At 69.6% G+C, this 20,476-nt stretch carries 13 protein-coding genes and 2 pseudogenes; 6 read left to right on the top strand and 9 right to left on the bottom strand.

What is annotated here, in order from left to right:
* Positions 1–20 precede the first annotated feature (20 nt).
* The gene (locus tag ACIQ7M_RS11860) at positions 21–1,067 is read right to left on the bottom strand and encodes a S66 peptidase family protein (RefSeq protein ID WP_403642683.1); all 1,047 of its coding nucleotides are present in this window, start codon (positions 1,065–1,067) and stop codon (positions 21–23) included.
* A 101-nt stretch (positions 1,068–1,168) separates the two neighbouring features.
* Between ACIQ7M_RS11860 and aroQ the strand changes: the two genes are divergently transcribed.
* A complete protein-coding gene (gene aroQ / locus ACIQ7M_RS11855; RefSeq protein WP_355765354.1) occupies positions 1,169–1,642 on the top strand; it encodes a type II 3-dehydroquinate dehydratase in 474 nt (157 codons plus the stop codon).
* A gap of 79 nt (positions 1,643–1,721) precedes the next feature.
* On the opposite strand, the gene ACIQ7M_RS11850 is transcribed toward aroQ, so the two are convergent.
* The 6 genes and pseudogenes from ACIQ7M_RS11850 to ACIQ7M_RS11825 form a co-directional block, all read right to left on the bottom strand.
* A complete protein-coding gene (locus ACIQ7M_RS11850; RefSeq protein WP_403642679.1) occupies positions 1,722–2,489 on the bottom strand; it encodes an amino acid ABC transporter ATP-binding protein in 768 nt (255 codons plus the stop codon).
* Positions 2,486–3,379, bottom strand: a complete 894-nt coding sequence (locus ACIQ7M_RS11845; protein WP_403643507.1) for an amino acid ABC transporter permease — start codon at positions 3,377–3,379, stop codon at positions 2,486–2,488. The genes ACIQ7M_RS11850 and ACIQ7M_RS11845 overlap by 4 nt, the downstream gene beginning before the upstream one ends.
* Positions 3,380–3,498: 119 nt before the next feature.
* Positions 3,499–4,146: pseudogene (locus ACIQ7M_RS11840) on the bottom strand (ABC transporter substrate-binding protein); the annotation flags it as partial.
* Between the two features lie 689 nt (positions 4,147–4,835).
* Complete coding sequence (locus tag ACIQ7M_RS11835; protein WP_403642676.1) at positions 4,836–7,223, bottom strand: sulfatase-like hydrolase/transferase; 2,388 nt, start codon at positions 7,221–7,223, stop codon at positions 4,836–4,838.
* Positions 7,224–7,543: 320 nt separating this feature from the next.
* Positions 7,544–8,488, bottom strand: coding sequence for a formylglycine-generating enzyme family protein (locus ACIQ7M_RS11830; RefSeq protein ID WP_403642673.1), 945 nt, complete (start codon positions 8,486–8,488; stop codon positions 7,544–7,546).
* A gap of 1,484 nt (positions 8,489–9,972) precedes the next feature.
* A complete protein-coding gene (locus ACIQ7M_RS11825; protein ID WP_403642670.1) occupies positions 9,973–11,748 on the bottom strand; it encodes a SulP family inorganic anion transporter in 1,776 nt (591 codons plus the stop codon).
* Positions 11,749–13,173: 1,425 nt separating this feature from the next.
* Between ACIQ7M_RS11825 and ACIQ7M_RS11820 the strand changes: the two genes are divergently transcribed.
* The gene (locus ACIQ7M_RS11820) at positions 13,174–13,407 is read left to right on the top strand and encodes a hypothetical protein (RefSeq protein WP_403642667.1); all 234 of its coding nucleotides are present in this window, start codon (positions 13,174–13,176) and stop codon (positions 13,405–13,407) included.
* 215 nt (positions 13,408–13,622) lie between these two features.
* Here ACIQ7M_RS11820 and ACIQ7M_RS11815 read toward each other — a convergent pair whose 3' ends face one another.
* Both ACIQ7M_RS11815 and ACIQ7M_RS11810 read right to left on the bottom strand, forming a co-directional pair.
* Positions 13,623–13,823 (bottom strand): hypothetical protein, encoded by a 201-nt coding sequence (locus ACIQ7M_RS11815; RefSeq protein ID WP_403642664.1) that lies wholly within the window; start codon positions 13,821–13,823, stop codon positions 13,623–13,625.
* A 32-nt stretch (positions 13,824–13,855) separates the two neighbouring features.
* Entirely contained in the window at positions 13,856–14,863 is a 1,008-nt protein-coding gene (locus tag ACIQ7M_RS11810) for an AraC family transcriptional regulator (protein WP_403642661.1), read from the bottom strand.
* Positions 14,864–15,137: 274 nt separating this feature from the next.
* Here ACIQ7M_RS11810 and ACIQ7M_RS11805 point away from each other — a divergent pair, with 274 nt between their 5' ends.
* The 4 genes and pseudogenes from ACIQ7M_RS11805 to ACIQ7M_RS11790 all read left to right on the top strand — a co-directional run bounded on the left by ACIQ7M_RS11805 (position 15,138) and on the right by ACIQ7M_RS11790 (position 20,405).
* The gene (locus ACIQ7M_RS11805) at positions 15,138–16,460 is read left to right on the top strand and encodes a DUF1254 domain-containing protein (protein ID WP_403642658.1); all 1,323 of its coding nucleotides are present in this window, start codon (positions 15,138–15,140) and stop codon (positions 16,458–16,460) included.
* 63 nt (positions 16,461–16,523) lie between these two features.
* Positions 16,524–17,852: an MFS transporter gene (locus ACIQ7M_RS11800; RefSeq protein WP_403642655.1), complete on the top strand. Its 1,329-nt coding sequence runs from the start codon at positions 16,524–16,526 to the stop codon at positions 17,850–17,852.
* Between the two features lie 32 nt (positions 17,853–17,884).
* Positions 17,885–18,553 (top strand): annotated as a pseudogene (locus ACIQ7M_RS11795) (AMP-binding protein); the annotation flags it as partial.
* A gap of 88 nt (positions 18,554–18,641) precedes the next feature.
* Positions 18,642–20,405 (top strand): AMP-binding protein, encoded by a 1,764-nt coding sequence (locus ACIQ7M_RS11790; RefSeq protein ID WP_403642652.1) that lies wholly within the window; start codon positions 18,642–18,644, stop codon positions 20,403–20,405.
* The last annotated feature ends 71 nt before the right edge of the window (positions 20,406–20,476 follow it).

Genomic DNA, 20,476 nt, shown 5'->3' with positions numbered 1-20,476 from the left:
GTGCGGGAGCGCGGCATGCGTCAGTAGGTGACGGTGATGCGCCGGGCCGGGCCGTCGACCCGGACCAGTCCTCCGTAGGGGATGACGAGCTGTGGATCGGTGTGACCGAGATCCACATCGAAGACGACCGTCATCTCCGGGGCATATGTGGCGATGGCACGGAGAACCGCATCGCGCTGCTCCTCGGCGTAGCGGGCCCTGGCCTCCGGTTCGAGGGGCCGCTCGAACGACCACGCCTTCGGACGGCCCATGAGGAGCGCCGGGAACCGCCGCAGCAGGCCGCGCTCGCCCATGGAGCGCAGGATCCGGAAGACGTCGTCGGCCCCGGGCATGTCCTCCGAGGTCTCCAGGAACAGCACGTGACCGTCGTACACGGAAGGATCACGGGCGATCTCGCGGTCGGCCATCAGCAGCCACGACAGGATCTCGATGTTGCCGCCCCAGGAGCGGCCCTCGACCACCCGGTCCGGGCGGATCCAGGTCCAGCCCGCGCCCGGCTCGGTCCTCGGCTCGGTGAGGAAGCTCTCCGGCAGTTCCCAGGGCGCGTCGACCTGGCGGAAACGGCCGGCGGGACGCAGCTCGTACGGCCCGGACGTGAACAGGGCGGCCCGCAGCGACTCCGCGGTCAGCGGGTCCATGGCACCCGGCCGGCCGAGCTCGCACATCACCGTCGCGCCGTGATAGCCGACGATTCCGGAGTTCCACAGGTGGACGAGGAGGTTCGTGTTGTCGCTGTACCCGAAGAACGGCTTCGGATGCGCGCGGATCAACTCGCGGTCCAGCAGCGGCAGTACGGTGATCTGGTCGTCGCCGCCGATGGACGCGAGGATCGCCTTGACCGTGGGATCGGCGAACGCCGCGTGGATGTCGTCGGCCCGTTCCCGCGGAGTCGACCCCATCCTCCGGGTCGCCGGGTACTCCACCGGTTCCAGACCGAACTCCTTGCGCAGCCGCTCCAGGCCCAGTTCGTAAGGGAGGGGCAGGAGTCCGGGCAGTCCGCTGGACGGCGAGATCACGGCTATCCGGTCACCGGGTACGGGCTTGGGCGGGTACGCGGGGGTCGTCATGGCGAGAGCGTACGAGCCGTCCCGCTTGCGGCGCACCGTGATAGACCGGGTCCGAACAGCGGTCCTTGACGGGCCGGCAGACCCGACGGACCGGAGGAAACGTGCCCCGCACCCTCGCCAACGCCCCGATCATGGTTCTCAACGGCCCCAACCTGAACCTCCTCGGGCAGCGGCAGCCGGAGATCTACGGTTCCGACACGCTGGCGGACGTCGAGGCGCTGTGCGTCAAGGCGGCGGCCGCGCACGGCGGCACGGTGGACTTCCGGCAGTCCAACCACGAGGGCGAGCTGGTGGACTGGATCCACGAGGCCCGGCTGAACCACGCGGGGATCGTGATCAATCCGGCCGCGTACTCGCACACTTCCGTCGCCATCCTGGATGCGCTCAACACCTGTGACGGGCTTCCCGTGGTGGAGGTCCACATCTCCAACATCCACCAGCGCGAGGAGTTCCGGCACCACTCGTATGTCTCGCTACGGGCCGACGGGGTCATCGCGGGCTGCGGCGTGCAGGGATACGCGTTCGCGGTGGAGCGGGTGGCGGCGCTCGCGGGAACGGGGCGGGCGAACACCTGAGCAGGGGATTCCGGTCGGAGACCTGGTCGTTTCCCCCACCCCGGAGGCGGCGTCCGCCCTGATCCGCGGACGCCCCCGGTCACCCGCGTCCCGCGTCCACGATCCGCTTGAGGAAGCGCCGCGTGCGCTCCTGCTGCGGGTCGCCGAAGACCTGTTCGGGTGTGCCGCGCTCCAGGATCACGCCGTCCTCCAGGAAGCAGACCTGGTCCGAGACCTCGCGCGCGAAGCCCATCTCGTGGGTGGCGAGGACCATGGTCATGCCGTCCTCCTTCACATCGCGGACGACGTCCAGGACCTCGCCCACGAGCTCGGGGTCGAGGGCGGCGGTGATCTCGTCGAGGAGAAGCAGCCTGGGACGTACGGCCAAGGCGCGCACGATCGCGGCCCGTTGCTGCTGGCCACCGCTCAACCGGTCCGGGTACTCGGCCGCCTTGGCACCGAGCCCGAGCCGTTCGAGCAGCTCACGCGCGTACGCCTCCGCGTCCGCACGGCCCACCCCGTGGACGCGACGCGGCGCGAGGGTGACGTTCTCCAGCACGGTCATGTGCGGGAACAGGTTGTACGCCTGGAAGACGACGCCGATCCGCCGGCGCACCCGGTCCTGGTCGGTCCGCGGGTCGGTGATCTCCTCCCCGTCCAGCCAGATCGCTCCGTCGTCCACCTCCTCCAGGAGGTTCGCGCAGCGCAGCAGCGTGGACTTCCCCGAGCCGGACGCGCCGATCAGCGTGGTGACCGTGTGTGGGGCGACCTCCAGATCGACGTCCCGCAGGACGACCGAGTCGCCGAAGGTCTTGCGGACGGACTCCATCCGCAGCAGGGGACCGCCGGGTTCCGGTGCCGTGCTCATACGATGCCTTCCTGGCCGCGGCGCCGGTCCATGCGGGCGGTGACCCAGTCGGTGAAACGCGTCATCGGAATGGTCAGGGCCACGAAGAGCAGCGCCGCCATGACGTACGCCGTGTAGTTGAGGCTGCGGCCGACGATGATGTCCGCGGAACGCATCGCCTCCACCGCTCCGCCGATCGAGACGAGGCTGGTGTCCTTCTGGAGGGACACCATGTCGTTCAGGAGCGGCGGGACCTGACGGCGGACGGCCTGGGGCAGCACCACATGGCGAAGGGTCTGCCGTGCGGTGAGGCCCAGCGAGCGTGCCGCGGCCCGTTGCGAGGGATGCACGGACTCGATGCCGGCGCGGACGACCTCCGCGACGTACGCCGCATACGTCAGCACCAGCCCCGCACCGCCCAGGAGGACGGGGTCCGTGGTGACGCCCTGCAACTGGAGCGCGGGTACGCCGAACACGACGATCGAGAGACAGATGATCAGCGGCAGGCCGCGGAAGAAGTCGGTGTACGCCGTGGCGAGGGCGCGAACCGGCCAGTACACCGGCCCCCGCAGCGTGCGCGCCACGGCGATCAGGGTGCCCAGCAGGAGCACCAGGACGCCGCACACCGCGAACAGTCGGAGGTTGAGCCAGAGTCCGTCGAGGACCTTGGGGAAGGCCTCACGCGCGAACGACGCGTCGAAGAACGTCTCCTTCGTGCGCGGCCAGCCCGGGGCGTCGACCACGACGAGGTACAGCACGACGGCCGTGACGAGGGTGGAGAACGCGGCCACGGCCGCCGACCGGCGGGCCCGGCCGCGCCGGTGGCGCTCGCGTTCGATCCTCCGCCGCGACGGGACGTACGCCTCTGTCAGGCCGTGCGTCGTTCCACTGGGCAGGTCCCGTTCGGGCAGGTCCCGTTCGGACGGGCTCCCTTCGGACACCTCCGCGCCGAGCACGCCCCCGCCGCGCGCGCCCCCCGAGGACGCCTCCCCGTCGGAGGCGTCCTCTCCCGGCTGCTCCGTCGTCGCCGTCACTTGAGCACCGGGGCGTCGACCGCCTCGGACAGCCACTGCTCCTCGATCCTCGCGAGCGTGCCGTCCGCGCGCAGGGCGTCCACCGCCTTCGTCACGCAGGAGGTCAGCGCGCTCCCCTTGTCGAGGACGAGCCCGAACTGTTCCGGCGTGCCGCCCCTGTTCTCGAACTGCCCGACGATCCTCGCGTCCGTCACCTCGGCGGCCGTGATGTAGAAGGCGGTCGGCAGATCGGTGACGATGGCGTCGACCTGGCCGTTCTTCAGAGCGGACTTGGCCTGGTCGTTCTTCGCGTACGCGGCCGGTTGCCGGGCCGGCTTCACCACGTCGTCGATGTAGTCCAGGCTGGTGGTGCCGACCTGGGCGCCCAGCTTCAGATCCTTGAGGTCCGCGAGACTCGTCGCCTTCGCGGCCTTGGAGCCCTTCAGCGCGATGACCGCCTGGCGCACGTCGTAGTAGCCGGACGAGAAGTCCACGGCCTTCCGGCGCTCGGAGCTGATGGACACCTGGTTGATGTCGAAGTCGAAGGTCTTCGCACCGGGGGCGAAGGCCTTGTTGAAGGGCACGCTCTGCCACACGACATCGGCGTCGGCATAGCCGAGCCGCTTCGCCACGGCGTAGGTCACCGCGGACTCGAAGCCCTTTCCGGGGAAGTCGCCACGGCGGGCATCGAATCGCGTACTGAAGCCCCGGAAGGAGATTGGTGAGCAAGAGAGTCGGCTCCGGTCTCCTATCTCTGACCCACGGTGCAAGGTAGAGCCACGCCTTAGGGATGCCGGTAAAACCGTGTCACCAGCCGCAAACGGCCGTGATCCAGTGCAGCTCCACTGCTCCACGTTCGGCAAGGGGTCCTACGGGGCGGGAGACCGGTCGTCTGTCGGACCGAGCGGGCGTCACAGATGCCGCGGGACCAAAGCGGCGTGGCCCCGACCTTCTTGCGGACGCGCAGCGGGTCACCCAGGCGCTGCTATCACAGCCGTCCCCGGCACATCGGACCCTTCACGTCGCAGGCGTGAAACCCCGCCAGTCGAGATCTCGAGCGAAGTTCGCAGATGCTGAAGAACGGCAGATGCTGAAGAACGGGCCACCTCCCTGACCTGAGGGCCGCTCCTCTGGCCAGCAGCAACCACACGAGCACGAGCTGGACCGATTACGTAAAAGGTCGGTACGGGTCTCGCCGCCGATGTTTCCCTGTTCCGGTCAGCGTGCTCGTGACTGCACGCCGGTCACGCTGGCCGAGCACCGCACAGGGCCACGGTGGGCGAAGGCACACTCTGACGTCGACGGCCAGGTTGCCCCGGGAGGCGGCCAGGCCGATCCATGGGGCCGGTCCGGGTCAGTCGATGACGAACCAGCCACGGACCTGGGCTTCGTGGTCGATGTACCGTTCGCCCGAAACATCCACGACGACGCGGTCGATGGCGCCGCCGGTGAAGCGGAACGGCACCTTGTAGTCGGGCGTGACGGGTGAGGCGCCGTCACGTCCCACGCAGATTCCGTCGCCGACGACGCAGAAGAAGCCCGGCTGGGTGACGATGTCTCCGCTGCCGACCGGCTGGTCGTCGACGTAGAGGGTCAGAGTGCCGGCCGCGCCGGGCATGTTCGGGTCCGTGCTGCGGCCCGTCATGGCAAACTCGGCGGTGAGTACATGGCTGCCCGGGGCGATGGGCCGGTCCCCCTCGATGGTCCGCAGGTCGGTGCCGAGCCAGTTGAACGCGTAGTGCAGACGTCGGTCCCTGACGTACAGGCTGTGGCCGCCGGCGAGTCCTCCGTGGGCATACAGGACGCCTTCGGCGTCGGGGGAGTCGATCCGGACGCCGGCGGCGATGGTGTACGAGCGGCCGCTGATCGCAACGCCGGACTGCTCGGGGACGGGGGCGCAGTCGGGGTAGTAGACGTAGCGGTCCCGGTGCGGGGTGCCGTGCGGGCGCTCGGCCAGGACCTGTTCGAGCGTGCTGCGGTCGTCCAGCGGCAGTCCGTTGTAGATGCCCGCGTAGTAGTACCAGAGGCCCTTGAGCTTCTCGAGCCTCTCCAAGTGGTCGGCCGCGATGTCATTGGACTGGGCGCGGTCGTTGGCGAGGTCGTAGAGCTCCCAGCGGTCGTGTTCGAACTTGCCCCAGCCGCTCAGCGGCGGGTGTGCCGTGCAGGCCAGCCAGCCGTCGTGGTAGATCGAGCGCTGTCCTAGCATCGCGTAGAACTGGGTTTGCTTGCCCGGTGCCGCGGCGTCGGCGAGCGAGGCCGCAAAACTCTCCCCCTCGATGGGGTTCTGCGGGCGGCCCTTGACGGTCTCGGGCGGCTCGATGCCGATGAGGTCGTACAGGGTAGGGACGACGTCGACGGCGTGGATGTACTGCTCGCGGACCTCGCCTCTTGCCTTGATCTTCGAGGGCCAGGCGATCAGGCACATGTCGGCCACACCGCCCTCGTAGCCGGCCCAGCGCTTCCAGTACGGGAACGGGGTGTCGAAGGCCCAGGCCCAGCCGGTGTTGTAGTGGTTGTAGGACACCGTGCTGCCGAGTTCGTCGATGTGCTGCAGAGTCAGCTCGGTCGGGGTGGGCACGCCGTTGAAGAAGCGCCACTCGTTGAAGGTGCCGTCCGGACCGCCCTCGCCGCTTGCGCCGTTGTCGGAGACGGCGACGATGATGGTGTTGTCGAGCTCGCCGGCGGAGTCCAGGAAGTCGAGCACCCGGCCGAGCTGGTCGTCGCTGTAGGAGACGTAGCCGGCGAAGACCTCCGCCATCCGGGAGAACAGGCGCTGCTCGTCCGCGCTCAGGCTGTCCCAGGGGCGGACGACGTCGACCTCGGGCCAGGGCTGACCGTCGGGGCCGGTCGCATCGGGTTCGCCGTGGGGGTTGATGGCGGAGAGCTCGGTGTTGTCCGGCAGGATCCCGAGCTCCTTTTGCCGGCGCAGAATCCCGGGTCGGATCGCCTCGTAGCCCTGGTCGAACACACCCTTGTAGCGGTCCGCCCATTCCTTGGCGACATGGTGCGGCGAGTGGGCCGCGTCGAGCGACATATACATGAAGAAGGGTTTGTCCGGGTCGACCGCCTTGGCGTCGCGGATGAAGGTGATCGCCTTGTCGGACAGGTCCTTGGCGATGTGGTAACCCTCCTCCGGGGTGGCCGGAGGCTCGACGGAGTGGTTGTCGTGGATCAGGTCCGGGTACCAGCAGCTCGACTCGCCGCCGAGGAACCCGTAGAACCGCTCGAAGCCCCGCCCCAGGGGCCAGCGCCCCTTGTACGCGGCCATGCTGGTCTCCTCACCGGGGGTGAGGTGCCACTTGCCGAGGCAGTAGGTGTTGTAGCCGCGTTCGACCAGGACCTCCGAGATGAGGCCGTTCTCGAACGGGATACGGGTGGAGATGCCGGGGAAGCCGGAGCTGAACTCGGCGATGGTCGCCATCCCGTTCGAGGTGGCGTTGCGGCCGGTGAGGAGCGAGGCCCGGCTCGGGGAGCACAGCGCGGTGGTGTGGAAGTTCGTGTACTTGACGCCCATGTTCGCGATCCGGGTCATCGTCGGTGTCTGCACCGGTCCGCCGAAGCAGTCCATCGTCGCGTAGCCGACATCGTCCCAGGCGATCACCAGGATGTTCGGAGCGTCCTTGGGCGCCTTCGGAGCCAGGTACGGTGCCCAGTCCGGCTCCGAGTCGCGAATGTCGAGCGCGATCTTCCCCTTGAAGCGCTTCACGCCGTTCCACTCCTTCAGGTCCACCGATGTGGCCACTCGTCTCCTGGCGCCGCTGTGGGCGGAGAGCCCTCGCTGGGGCGGTGAGCTTCCGGGTGTCGTACAGCTGTTGCTTACTGCGGGGCAGGGCGCCCCTGTCCGACCGTAAGCACGTACGCGGGCCTGCGCGTACCGGCAGTGCTCCATCCGAGGTGAGGACTTCATGGCCTTGGCATCGGGTGACGGCTTGCCGGATGGAGGACCTGTGGCGTCCGGGGACCGGCCGGACCACGAGGCTGTAGCGACCGGCGCGGGCCAGACGAGTGGGCCGCAAGGACGATCCTCGCGTTCCCGGCCGGACGGCTCAGCGGCTGGACGGTTCAGCGCACGACGCAGCGGAACCCGAGGTGGCAGGTAGCGGTGTCTTCCGTCTGCCCTTGCCGCGCGGCGGGCCGGTAGCGCAGGCAGTAGTTCGGCGCGCACAGGTGCGAACCGCCCTTGATCGTGCGCCTGGGATGGCGTTCCGCTGGCGCCCCGGCGGGGTCCTGCAGTACGCGGGGGTTGCGGGGCGCGCAGCAGGCTGCGGGCGTGGGGTTCGGATGGCGGGCGGTGTAGTGGTCCCCGGTCCATTCCCAGACGTTGCCCGCCATGTCGTACAGGCCGTAGCCGTTGGGCGGATAGCTACGGACCGGGGTGGTGCCGGGGGTGGCGGTGAGCTTTCCGGCTGGCTCGTACTCCCACGGGAATCGGCCGTGCCAGGTGTTCGCCATCCGGCGGCCCTTGGGGGTGAAGTCGTCGCCCCACGGAAAGACGGCCGCCTCGAGGCCGCCACGGGCGGCGAACTCCCACTCCGCCTCTGTCGGCAGGTCCTTGCCCGCCCAGGCAGCGTAGGCCGCGGCGTCCTCGTAGCCGACCTGGGTGACCGGGTGCAGTTGCCGTCCGTTCAAGGTGCTGCCCTCGCCGTAGGGGTGCCGCCAGGACGCGCCCGGCGCGTAGCTCCACCACTGGCTCCAGTCGTCGAGATCCACGGGACCGGAGGCCCTGCGGAAGACCAGCGCGCCCGGCACCAGGTCGGCAGGGTTGGCGCCTGGGTAGTCACCGGGATCCAGCGGCCGCTCGGCTACCGTCACGTACCCCGTCGCCCTCACGAACCGGCGGAAGGCCGCGACGGTGACCGGGTGTTCGTCCATCCAGAAGCTGTCGACCCGCACCGGGTGGACCGGGCGCTCCTCCGGGTAGAAGTCGTCGGATCCCATCGGGAAGGAACCGCCGGGAATCCGCACCATCCCCGGAGCGGGGACCGAGAGCCCATGCTGCACAGCCATCGTCACGACGCCGACGGTGCACCATCTCGCCCGGCCAGGTCCCGCGACACGCCCGGATCCGCCCGAGGCTGACGTCAGAGCCGGTTTCATCCTGGCTTCAGGACCAGCGCAGGGCCAGGCGCTGCCGGCGGGTGGCCTTGGGGCGCCCTCCTACCGCCAACCTCCGCGCAGAGCGCGTCTGCCGACGGGCGCCTACGCCAAAGGCGGCGGAGACGGCATCCTCGGTCGTCACGGATCGTTCCCGACCTCGCGCCGCGGTTCGTCTGCCACGGGCGGGAAGGACGCTGTGCGGGACGTGATGGAGCCGGAGTCGGTGTTCGCCACCAGCGGCCCCATCCGCGCGGCCGGACCCGTACGCCCGTAAAGGCACCGATGACCGGGCCGTCGTGAGCCACATCGAGGCCCTCAGCGCCGCCCTCGGCCGCACCCTGGACGGCACGCTGGAACGTGCTCGCGCCGCCCACCGTGCCTCCACGGCAGACTACCTCGCCCGGCGTGGCGACCTCGCCGCCGGAGCCGGAGAGCTGGCCGGCTCTTTCGCGAGCCCACCCGCCAAGAGCAGTTCGATCAGGCCGGAGAGCATCTGCTGCTCGTCGTGGGGATGGAGCTGCTGCGCCGCCGTACCCGTCCGGCCGGGCGGTGGGAGCGGCGTACTCCGCCGGCCAGACGAGGCGCGGCCGTCAACGGGCGGTTCGCGGTGCCCTTCGAAGGAAGGGCCGTCGGAACCTGCGGCCCCGTTACGTCACCGAGGCCGCGAGATCCTGCTGCCTTCAGTCCCGCTTTCGGGTCCTGGGAGGGTGCACGTCCATATCACCGTGCCGCGGGTGAAGGGAATGCCGTCCAGGGCGTCGGCTTACGCCGGAGCGTGCGGCACTCGATCATCGAACAGGTCACCACTGAAGCGAGGTAACCACCGTGTTCAAGTCGCGATAGCCGGCCTCAGACGGCCCCAGGAAGCCCCCATGGCCCGGCCGGACCCCTGGATATACCATCAGCTCTCTTTGCGATCATCTAGGCGAAACCGTGCGTCGACGTCGAGTATCCATATGTGCCGCTCTTGGAACTCTCGCGCTGGTCACAGCCTGCTCGGACTCACAGGCCTCCCCCACCTCCACCACGCAGTCATTGACTACGGCCACCACGCTCGACCAAGCCGATGAGCGCCTCCACAAGCTGTTGCTCAAGGTGACCACGGCCGCACGGAAGTCAGGACCACCCCCGATCGGCGCCGTACATCCCGCCGTGGAGACCGCTCCTGACTGCCAGGATCCGGGCACCGCGAGACACACGGTGGAAGCACCATGGCTTGTTGGCATCGGCGTGGGTGCGGTGGTGCGGGTGGTGCCATCACGAGCAGGTCCAGGCTCGGCACCACCAGATGACCGATGCTGAGGGTTCGCCAGCAGCGTTGCACTCGGAGCGCTTTGGCTACCGGCGCTCCGTGGAGACAGCGGCTCCCGTGGGCCCAGCTCGCTCAGACCGCGTCACACCTTCGTGGCGCGGTCCTGGAAGGCTGCGACCGCTGCCCGGACCGTGGGAAACAGGTTTGCCTCGCCGACCTGGTCGGTGAGGAGGGTGTCGGCGAAGATGCGGCGCAGGAAGGCCTTGGGGCGGGCGAAGGCGAGCAGCGTGCCGCGCGCGGCGAGGTCCGAGTGCAGTTGGGCGAGGGCGTCGACGGCGGTCGCATCGATGTAGGTGACCGCTTCGACGTTGACGACGACCCAGCGCACCGCGGGTTGTGCGTCGTGGGTCAGTTCCGTCACGCGGGTCGTGAAGAACGGGACGTTGGGGAAGTAGAGGGGGCCATCGAAGCGGTAGACCACCAGGCCGGGCTGTGTATGCGCGTGCTCGTTCTTCTCGATGTCACGGTAGCTGTCGATGTCCTGGAGATGACCGAGGATCGCATCGTGCGGGCGCACCGTTCGGTAGACGAAGACGCCGATCGACAGTCCCACGGCGACGAGGAGTCCCTTGAGGACGCCGAGAGCGAGTACGGCGACGAGTGCTGCACAGGCGAGAGCCGCTTCGGTGTCCCGGATCCGACGTAGCCGCCAGATCGCACCGAAGTCGAAGAGGCTGAGTGCGGCAGCAGTGACCACCGCTCCTAGCGCTGCTTGGGGAAGCGGGGCGATGAGCGGTGTCGCGAAGGCCGCGATCATGGCGATGACGACGAGGGCGGTGAGGTTGACGATCTGCGTGCGACCGCCGGAGGCGTCCGAAAGTGCTGTTCGTGAACCGCTGCTGCCGATCGGGAAAGCCCCCGACAGGCCGGAGAGGGCGTTGGAGGCACCGAGCGCCACGAGTTCTTGATTGGCGCTCACCTCATATCCGTTCTTGTTGGCGAAGGCGCGTGCAATGGCGTTGCCGTCGGCGAAGGTGACCAGCGCCAGTCCGACCGCGGGGAGCACCAGGTCATTGAGGTCCTGCCGTCCGATCCGGGGTAACCCGAGGGCGGGCAGGCCGCCTTTGAGATCACCGACGATGGCGATGCCGTGGTTCTCCAAGTGAAAGACAGCCGAGACGATGATGGCGAGGACGACGGCGACCAAACTGCCAGGCACTCTCGGTGTGAAGTGCTTCAGCAGCAGAATGAGCGCAAGCACTCCGCCGCTCAGCGCGACGGTGGTCATCGAGGCGTCGGGAAGCCTGCGCACCACCCGCCAGAGAGTCGGGAAGAAGTCACCGGCTTCGACCTTGATGCCGACGAGCTTGGCCAGCTGAGTAGAGATGATGATCAGCGAGACCCCGTTGAGGTACCCCAGCAGGACCGGCTTGGACAGGAAGTCCGCCATGAATCCGAGGCGCAAGGTTCCGGCCACGATCAGAACTGCGCCGACGACCAGAGCAAGCGAGGACGTCAGCAGTACGTAGCGCCCACCGTCGCCGACCGCCAAGGGAGCCACCGTCGTCGCGGTGAGAGCGGCGATCGTGCCGTCGGGGCCGACTGCAAGCTGACGGGACGACCCGAATACGGCGTACGCGGCCAGCGGCAGCATCGACGCCCAGAGCCCCACGATCGGCTCGACGCCCGCGAGTTCGGCCATGCCCATCGACCCGGGAACCGCCACGGCTGCCACTGTCAGCCCTACTGTCGCGTCTTTGCCCCACGACCGTCGGCTCTGCGTCATCAGCTGGACAGCGCCCGGCGCCACGCTGCGCCAGGACACCGGCCACAGCCGTCGCCACCAGAGGGTTTCCTCCGGCCCGTCGGTGCTGTCATCAGCCTCTTCGGCGGGTGGCTTCGGCGCCGGATCGACCATACGAAGTCCTTCCGCGCAGGCCGCGGCGGTGCTGTGCCGGGCACCCGTGGCGAACGTCGTGACCCTCACCGTACGGATGATGCGGTCTGTGAGCCTGTTGGCCATTCCGCGTCTACCCGGATGGCTCAGCCCGGGTTCGGATCGACTCGTCCGCCATGGAGCGCAAGGACACGCGACAGGGAGTTGCGGTCGCTCCACCTGCCTGGGCAACACCCGGTCGAGCGGCTGGCGCCCGTCGTGACAGGCTCCGTCACGTCGGACCCGGCACCTGGGGCTCTGCCCAGCCGTATCGGACGGCGTGACCGCCGAGCTGCATCCGGGTCTGAACGCCTGCCAAGTCCATGAGGCGGCGTCGGTGCAGCGTGCGGGGCGACAGGCCGAGCGGGTCGCGATCGTCAGGTCGGTCACCCCGGCCAGTGGGAGCGCGATGATCTTTCGGTCGAGGTCGGTCGGTCCCTCCGAACCGAGCTTGATGACGGATTCGGCTTCGCTGCCGGTGGTGGACAGAGCGAGCGGGTGCGAGGTGCGCCATACGGTCTCGAACAGGGTGTCCATCGCGTCCAGGAGTCCGCCGCGGTGCAACAGGGTTCTCCCGTCGGCGTGGTCGCAAGCGGGACGAGACCGAGTTCGGCGTCGGCAAGCAGGAGCTTCATGAGGAGTTGGTCGGCGATCCGCAACTGCACGCCGTTGTGCAGAACGCGGTCCAGCAGGACACCCACATCCCCGAACGGGCCGCCGTTGCTGTGACGTGCGGCAGCGGCCGCACTGCCGGTCACGTTCTGGATCTGAGCCCGCAGCCCGTCGGCACCAGTGTCTGAGAGTCGGCGCTGGACGCGGGTCGACGAGGTCGCCGATGAGCCGCAGCAGATCACGGGTAACGGTCTCCCAGCCGGCGGCCACGGGTGAGGCGGTCATGAATGTGCAGTCCGGCGCGGCGCTGCCGAGGGGCGGGTGCTGATCTACCGGCCACCCTGACGCCGGCTGTGCGCCCGGCACGGCCAGTGGCTGCTTCCGGCGGGTGAGGGGCATCAGCTGCAGTTCGTTGCTGTAGCGGCGATGGGCGGGGAGTTGAGGCGGGCCGGGCGACGGTGGGGCGGAGTTCGAGCCGGCTGCGGCGGCGGGCGGGGCACACACCCGCCACAGGGCAGCAAAGCTCAGCCCGCAGCACCGCGCCGTGACGCGTTCGGGCCGGGAAATGGCGTTGCAGCGCCTAATGACGGCGCCCTGCATCTCTGGGGTCACGGGAAGCAATCTGGAGTACGACGCGACGGCTGGGTTCTGGGTAGCTCTGGCCGCGAAAGGCCACGACCGGAGCGAGATCCCTGCCGTTCTCATGACGCCTGGCGAGGCCATCGAGGGGGAAGGGCGAAAAATTCGTTTCGCTGGTTCCTGGCGTTGCCGCGGACGGCGAACCAGTCCCTCCTCATGACCAACTTGAAGACCGCCCTGGAGGCGGACGACGTGTCGGGACTCCTGCGCGGTGCCGACGAGTTCGGTATCACTGTTCACGCCTACGACGTCGTAGCCGGACGATTCCCCTTCCACACCCGCGGGCACGACCACGAGATCGTTTACGACGTGCGCCCTGCCCTCGACTGGTCGGCGAGGGGTGTGAGCAGCATGACGTGCCCGGACTGTGAGCGCGGCAGCCTGGTTTGACGGACCGCCACCGGGGCGGTCCAAGTCACCCCGAACGCGTACGGCATACGTCGGCCCCGGCCGGATCGGCGTCCGGCCGGGGCCTCATCCCACCCGCCCCCAACAGCACGGGTGCGGGGCGGGCGGGAGATCAGAAGCTGGTCCGGCTGTACGGGTGCCAGTGCTTCCCGGCGTGTCCCCTGGGCAGGCAGCAGTGTCGGCCGCCGTTCGGGTGCTCAGCCCAGCAGTAAGCCCCCGATGCGATGGGCCTTGGCATTGCCGCCGATGATGGCGTGGAGCCGCCCGTCGACGGTCGTGCAGGCCACAGCATGGTCCGTGAGGATGTCGCCTCCTGCGCGGCCCGGACCGAGAGGCGCCACGGGCTGAATCGTGGACCAGAGCCGGTTGTCGCTGTCGACGCCGACCAGCTGTCCCATCAGGCTCGATGCCTTGAGTGGATGTCCGAGGGCTAGGGCTGCTCGTGGTGTGTGCGCCAGGTGCTGGGGCTGGTTTCGAAGCGGCCACGGAACCAGCGGGAGAACGCGGCCAGGGAGGAGAATCCGAGAAGTCCGGCGATCTCGGTGAGGGGGCGCTTGGAGTCGCCGACGTAGCGGCGCGCCAGGTCGGTACGAACCGAGTCGAGGATCGAGGAGTAGCCTTCCCCGCTCTCGACGAGGCGGCGTTGAAGGGTCCTGGCATCGAGGTCGAAGGTGCGGGCGAGCTGCTCGAGGGAACAGCGGCCGGTGGGCAGGAGCGCCTCGGTGACCTGCCGTACCCGGTCGGTGAAGGCGCTGCCCGGCGACGGAGCGATGTTCTGCAGGAACTGCCGGGTGTAGGGCCGCAGCCGGGGGTCCGCGAGCGTGTTGGGCGCCTCGAGGTCCGAGGGGTAGAGGACGATGCCGGAGCGCGGCTGGTCGAAGGTGATGGCGGGGCCCAGGACCCGGTGGTAGGGACGGGGGTCGTCCGGGGCCGCGTGGTTGAAGGTGACGCCGACCGGCGTCCAGTCGGGGCCCAGCAGTCGGCCGATGAGGCGGTGGCAGACCCCGACCAGCATGTCGGTCCCCTGGCTGCGGCGGTTGGGGGCCGCGCCCAGTTCCAGGTCCATCCAAACCCCGGCCAGGCCGTTGCCGATGGCGATCTCTGCCCGGAGAGCCTCGTTGTAGAGGTGGAGATGCTGGATGAGCAGCTCCAGGGCGCTGCGCACTGAGGGCTCCTCGCGGGCGACCAGGCCGATCGGGCCGAGGTTGGAGAACCGGGTGAGTTCGGCGAGCCGCAGGCCGAAGTCGGGGCAGCCGGTGGCGGTGGCGGTGTCCTCCAGAAGCTGGGCGACCGCGGCTACGGGGAGCCAGTGGTCAGCGGCCGCGAGCGCGGCCGGGTCCAGCCCCGCCGTGCGCATCAGGGCCAACGGATCTCCCCCCAGGGAGCGCACGAGGTCGACGTAGTTGGCCAGTCCGGTGGTGCGCATCTGCGGTTGCACGGTGGCCTCCCGGCAGCTGTCGAATGTCGTGAAATGCTAAATGATTCGTCGTGATTTGCAAAGCAAGCCTGCTGACTGCCGGGTAACGTCGCGGTCCAAGCGCTCCGGCGTCGGAGCATCCCTCGATCCCGGACCCGCCGGCCATGCGCTCCGCTGCCGTTCCGCAAGCTCACCTCGACCTGCCGGGGACTCCCGGGCGGCGCGAGCCGGCGGAGCCCGCGTCGGCACGGCCGGGCACCTGCACCACCCACACCCCGACCCAAGGAGAGATTCCGTGACCACGACCGATACCCAGGTCACTGGGGAGTTGGCCGCACTGGCCGCCGAGGCGTACGTCTTCGCCTATCCGCTGGTCACCATGGAGCTGACCAGGCGCCAGATGACCAGCCCGGGCGCATCCGTCCCCGGCAGCGCGCCGCTGAACGCCTTCGCGCACCTGCCGGTCACCCCGGACGCCTCGTTCGAGGGTGTGGTCAGCCCGAACGCGGACACGCTGTACTCGCTGGCCTGGCTGGACCTGTCGTCGGGACCGGTGCGGCTGTCCGTACCCGAGACTCGTGGGCGGTACTTCCTTCTGCCGCTGTACGACGCCTGGACCAATGTCTTCGCCTGCCCCGGCACGCGGACCACGGGCAGTGCCGCCGGCGAGTTCGCGCTGGTCGGCCCGGGCTGGCAGGGCGAGCTGCCGGACGACGTGGAGCGGATCGACGCCCCCACCTCCCTGGTCGCGATCATCGGCCGTACCCAGGTCGACGGAGTACAGGACTACCCGGCGGTGCACGCCGTCCAGGCCGGCTACCGGCTGACTCCGCCGGCCGGTACCGCCGCCGTGGACGCCGGGCCCGGTCCGGTGGACCTGGTGACCGCTCCGGTCGACCAGGTGGCCGCACTCGACGCCGCCACGTTCTTCGCCATGACCGCCCACCTCATGGCGGCCAACCCGGCGAAGGCCGCCGACGCACCCATGGTCGAACGGCTGGCCCGGCTCGGCGTCGTCCCCGGCCGGCCGTTCGACTGGGACTCCCTCGCCCCCGAGGCACGGCAGATGATCACCCGGGGCGCGGCCGACGCCCTGGAGCAGATCCAGGCGGCCGGCCGCAGCCCGCGGGCGCAGGTCCGCGACGGCTGGATGACCGCGTTCGACATCGGCACCTACGGCACGGACTACCTGCAGCGATCCGCGGTCACGCTGGTCGGCCTGGGCGCGAACCTCATCCAGGACGCGGTCTACCCGATGTGCCGGGTCGACTCCGACGGCGAGCCGCTGCACGGAGGCAACCGCTACCAGCTGCACTTCGAGGCCGGCAGCCTTCCGCCGGTGAACGCGTTCTGGTCGCTGACCATGTACAACGACCGGCAGTTCTTCGTCGACAACCCGATCGACCGCTACACCGTCGGCGACCGCGACGCGCTGAAGTTCAACGACGACGGCTCGTTGACGCTGCTGATCCAGCACTCCTCGCCGGCCGAGGGACCGGAGTCCAACTGGCTTCCCGCGCCGGAGGGTTCCTTCAATCTCATGCTGCGCATGTTCTGGCCCAAGCCCGAGGTCCTGGAGCGCACCTGGCACGTACCGGCCGTACGTCGCGTCGGCTGACCCCCTCCTCACCCGCCACCCGCCCAACCTGTGCGCCCACCGCCCCCGCCACGGAGGTCTCCCATGGACACCCCCTCACCCACCCCAGTGGTGCGTTCGGAGTCCGGCTCGTCGGATTCGGAGCCGCGTCCGGTCTCCGGGCGCTACGCCTGGTCCGTCTTCGCGCTCGCCTTCGGGTTGATGCTCACGGACTTCATCGACCGTCAGATCATCGTCGCCACGTTCCCCCTGCTCAAGAGCGAATGGGGGCTGTCGGACACCCAGCTGGGAGCCCTGGTCTCCGCGGTCGCCGTGACGGTGGCGATCGGCGCACTGCCTTTCGCGCTGGTGGCCGACCGCTGGAGCCGGACCAAGTGCATCGCCCTGATGGGCACAGTGTGGAGCCTGGCGGCCATGGCCTGCGCTGTCGCGGGCAGCTACACCCAGATGCTGGCGGCCCGGGCCGCCATCGGACTCGGCGAGGCCGGCTACGGGCCGGCCGGCGGCGCCCTGACCGCCGGCCTGTTCCCGCAGCGGCGGCGCGCGACGATGGTGGGCGCGCTCCAGGCGGCCGGCCCGCTCGGTGTCGTCCTGGGGGTCTCCCTGGGAGGGCTGATGGTGCCCTCGCTCGGCTGGCGTCTCACGCTCGCGGTGTTCGCCGCGCCCGGCCTGATCCTGGCGCTGCTGTTCCTGCGCGTGCGTGAGGGGCGCGCGCCGGGGGCGGCACCGGCCGCCGCGCCCGGCGAGTCGCCCGCCCGTGAGCGGGGCGCCGTGGCCGAGCTCTTCCGCAGCCGTACCGCCGTCGCCGCGTATCTGGGCGGCGCCACGCAGCTGGTGGTGCTCTCCACGCTCTACACCTGGCTGCCCAGCTACCTCACCCGCACCCACGGTTACACCAGTGCCAGGGCCGGTGCGGTGACGGCGGTGGCGGTCATCGCCAGCGCGGCCGGCACCGTCGTGCTGGGCTACGCGGCCGACCGCGCCGCAGCAGTCCGGGCGCGGAGGAAGCTGACCCTGCCGGCAGGGCTCGCCCTGCTCGCGCTGACCCTGCTGACCTCCGCCTTCGCATGGGTACCGGCCGGTCCCCTGCAACTGGGCCTGATCGTCGCCGGCGCCTTCACCGTGGCGGCGGCGGTGGGTCCCGTCCCCGCGGTCGTGATGGACGTGGTCGATCCGAAGGTCCGTGCCACCGCGCTCGGCATGGTCACCCTGATCCAGAACCTCTTCGGTCTGGCCGTGGGTCCGCTGCTCACCGGATGGCTCTCCGACGCCCTGGGCATCGCCGACGCCCTGGCCCTGATGCCGCTGTTCTGCGCCGTCGCCGCCGCCGCCCTGTGGACCGCCTCACGCAGCTACGAGCGAGAACTGCGCGTGGAAGGCGGCAGCGACGCCCCGCTGCCCGCCGCGCTCTGACCCCCGCCCCTCGTCCCCCGCACGGAGTCTCCATGCTCAACCTCGCCGTCATGCTCGAGGACAGCGCCCGAGCCGTCCCCGACCGCACCGCCCTCGTCCTGGGTGAGCAGCGGACCAGCTACGCGGAATTGGACACCGCCGCCCGCAAGGTGGCCAACCTGCTGCGCTCCCGCGGCATCCGGCCCGGCGACAAGGTGGCCCTGTCCTGCCCCAACCTGCCGTGGTTCCCGATCGTCTACTACGGCATCCTGAAGGCCGGCGCGGTGGTCGTCCCGCTCAACGTCCTGCTCAAGGGCCGTGAGATCGCCTATCACCTGGCCGACTCCGGCGCGAAGGCCTACTTCTGCTTCGAGGGCACCGCCGAACTCCCCCTCGGTCGGGAGGGTTTTTCCGGCTTCGGCGAGAGCCCTGACTGCGAGCACTTCTTCCTGATGACCGCCGCCGCGGACTCCCCGGTCCCGGGCGCCGAGACGCTGACCGCGGCGCTGGCGGACCACAGCGCCGACTTCGAAACAGTGCCCACCTCGGCCGACGACACCGCCGTCATCCTCTACACCTCCGGCACCACCGGCCGCCCCAAGGGCGCCGAGCTCACCCACGCCAACATGGCCCTCAACGCCCTGACCTGCCACAAGCTCTTCGGTGAGGCCGAGCACGACATCCACCTCGTCACCCTGCCGCTCTTCCACTCCTTCGGCCAGACCGTGCAGATGAACGCCGGCCTCGCCGGCCGGTCCACCCTGGTCCTGCTGCCTGCCCCGCTTCGACGCCTCCGCCGCCCTCGCCCTGATGGAGCGCCACGCCGTCACCTTCTTCGCCGGCGTGCCCACCATGTACTGGGCCCTGCTCGGCGAGGACACCTCCACCGCCGACCTGGATCGGATCGCCGCCAACCTGCGCACCGCCGTCTCCGGCGGCGCCGCGCTCCCGGTGGAGATCCACCGCCGCTTCGGCGAGCGGTTCAAGGTGACAGTCCGGGAGGGGTACGGCCTGTCGGAGACCAGCCCGGTCGCCACCTTCTCCCCGCGCGGGGAGGAGGTCCGTCCCGGCTCCATCGGGCGCCCCGTCTGGGGCGTGGAGGTGGCCCTGGTCGCCGAGGACTGGACCCCCGTCGAGGGCCCCGGCACCGTCGGCGAGATCGCCATCCGCGGCCACAACGTCATGAAGGGCTACCACGACCGCCCCGACGCCACCGCCGAGGTGATCCGCGGCGGCTGGTTCCGCACCGGCGACCTGGCCCGCCGCGACGACGACGGCTGGTACTACATCGTCGACCGGGCCAAGGACCTGATCATCCGCGGCGGCTTCAACGTCTACCCGCGGGAGGTCGAAGAAGTCCTGCACACCCATCCCGCGGTGAGCATGGCCGCGGTCATCGGTGTCCCCCACGACCGGCACGGCGAAGAGGTCAAGGCCTGCGTCGTACGGGCCCCCGGTGCCGCACTCACCGAGGACGAACTCATCGCCTGGTGCAAGCAGAAGATGGCGAGCTACAAGTACCCGCGCCAGGTCGAATTCCTCGACACCCTGCCCACCAACGCCACCGGGAAGATCTCAAGCGCGCGCTCCGGGACACGCCCGCCCCGTCCTGACCCGCGGCGGCGCAGACGGCCGCCGCACGATCCGCCCACCCGACCCGGCACTCCTCCGAGAGGTTGCACCCCCATGGCCAAGGAACACTTCACCCAGCAGGAACTCGACGACTTCAAGGCGGCCCAACGACTGGCCTACGACGCGGTGGCAGCCGTCGAGGCGCAGTTGTACGAGGGGATCACCGAGAAGCAGGCCGCGCGGGCCGTCGAGGACTGGCTCCGCGACCACGGAGTGAGCCGCTTCTTCCACTACGGTTTCGCGTGGTTCGGCGAGCGGACCCGGTTCCGGGACTTCGTCAAGCCCAGCGGCGGGGCCCTGGGCAGCCTCCTCAACCCCAAGATGGCCCACTTCGGCAAGCAGTTCCTGCCCTCCGACCGCCGGCTTCGCCGGGGCGAGGCCGTCATCCTCGACGTCGGGCCCGTGGTCGGCAACATCGCCTGCGACATGGGCTACTCCTGCACCCTCGGCGGCGAGAACAGCGATGAGTTCCACGAGGCGCGCATGGCGCTCGAGCCGTACCGCGACCTCATCCTGCAACTCGTCCGGCGCGGTGCCACCCAGGCGGAGATCTACCGGCAGATCGACGAACTGATCACCGACCAGGGCTTCGAGAACATCCACAGCTACTACCCCGGCTCGGTCGTCGCACACAAGGTCGGCAAGGTCCCCGGCACTCGCCTGCCCACCTTCCGGATCAATGGATTCAGCCCCCAGGCCATCGCCTACCTCAGCGGCCATCTCCTCTCCTCCGCCATCCGCCCCCGCCTGAACAAGACGCCGCTGTGGAACGAAGAGGCGGACCAGCCCTGCGAACCGGGCTTGTGGGCCGTCGAGCCGCACATCGGCAAGGGCGACATCGGTGTGAAATGGGAGGAGATGCTCGTGGTCACCGAGGACGACGCCTACTGGCTCGACGACGACCTGCCGCACACGCGCTACTGGAAGCAGCATCAGGGCTGACCGCCTCAGTGGTCCCGCCGGTGTGCCTGCTCGGCGGGTGTGCCGCCGAGGAGGCACACCGGATGCGGAGG

The organism is Streptomyces sp. NPDC096324 (genome assembly GCF_044763015.1).
Lineage (GTDB): Bacteria > Actinomycetota > Actinomycetes > Streptomycetales > Streptomycetaceae > Streptomyces.
Note: the sequence above shows the minus strand (reverse complement) of the source record. Positions and strands in the feature narration are given on the sequence as shown.

Coding starts and splice junctions, on each gene's coding strand:
- ACIQ7M_RS11825 (WP_403642670.1), bottom strand. CDS start 11,748: ATGGTCGATCCGGCGCCGAAGCCACCCGCCGAAGAGGCTGATGACAGC.
- ACIQ7M_RS11790 (WP_403642652.1), top strand. CDS start 18,642: ATGGAGCGCCACGCCGTCACCTTCTTCGCCGGCGTGCCCACCATGTAC.
- ACIQ7M_RS11815 (WP_403642664.1), bottom strand. CDS start 13,823: ATGGGACAGCTGGTCGGCGTCGACAGCGACAACCGGCTCTGGTCCACG.
- ACIQ7M_RS11830 (WP_403642673.1), bottom strand. CDS start 8,488: ATGGCTGTGCAGCATGGGCTCTCGGTCCCCGCTCCGGGGATGGTGCGG.
- ACIQ7M_RS11860 (WP_403642683.1), bottom strand. CDS start 1,067: ATGACGACCCCCGCGTACCCGCCCAAGCCCGTACCCGGTGACCGGATA.
- ACIQ7M_RS11850 (WP_403642679.1), bottom strand. CDS start 2,489: ATGAGCACGGCACCGGAACCCGGCGGTCCCCTGCTGCGGATGGAGTCC.
- ACIQ7M_RS11820 (WP_403642667.1), top strand. CDS start 13,174: ATGACCAACTTGAAGACCGCCCTGGAGGCGGACGACGTGTCGGGACTC.
- ACIQ7M_RS11800 (WP_403642655.1), top strand. CDS start 16,524: ATGGACACCCCCTCACCCACCCCAGTGGTGCGTTCGGAGTCCGGCTCG.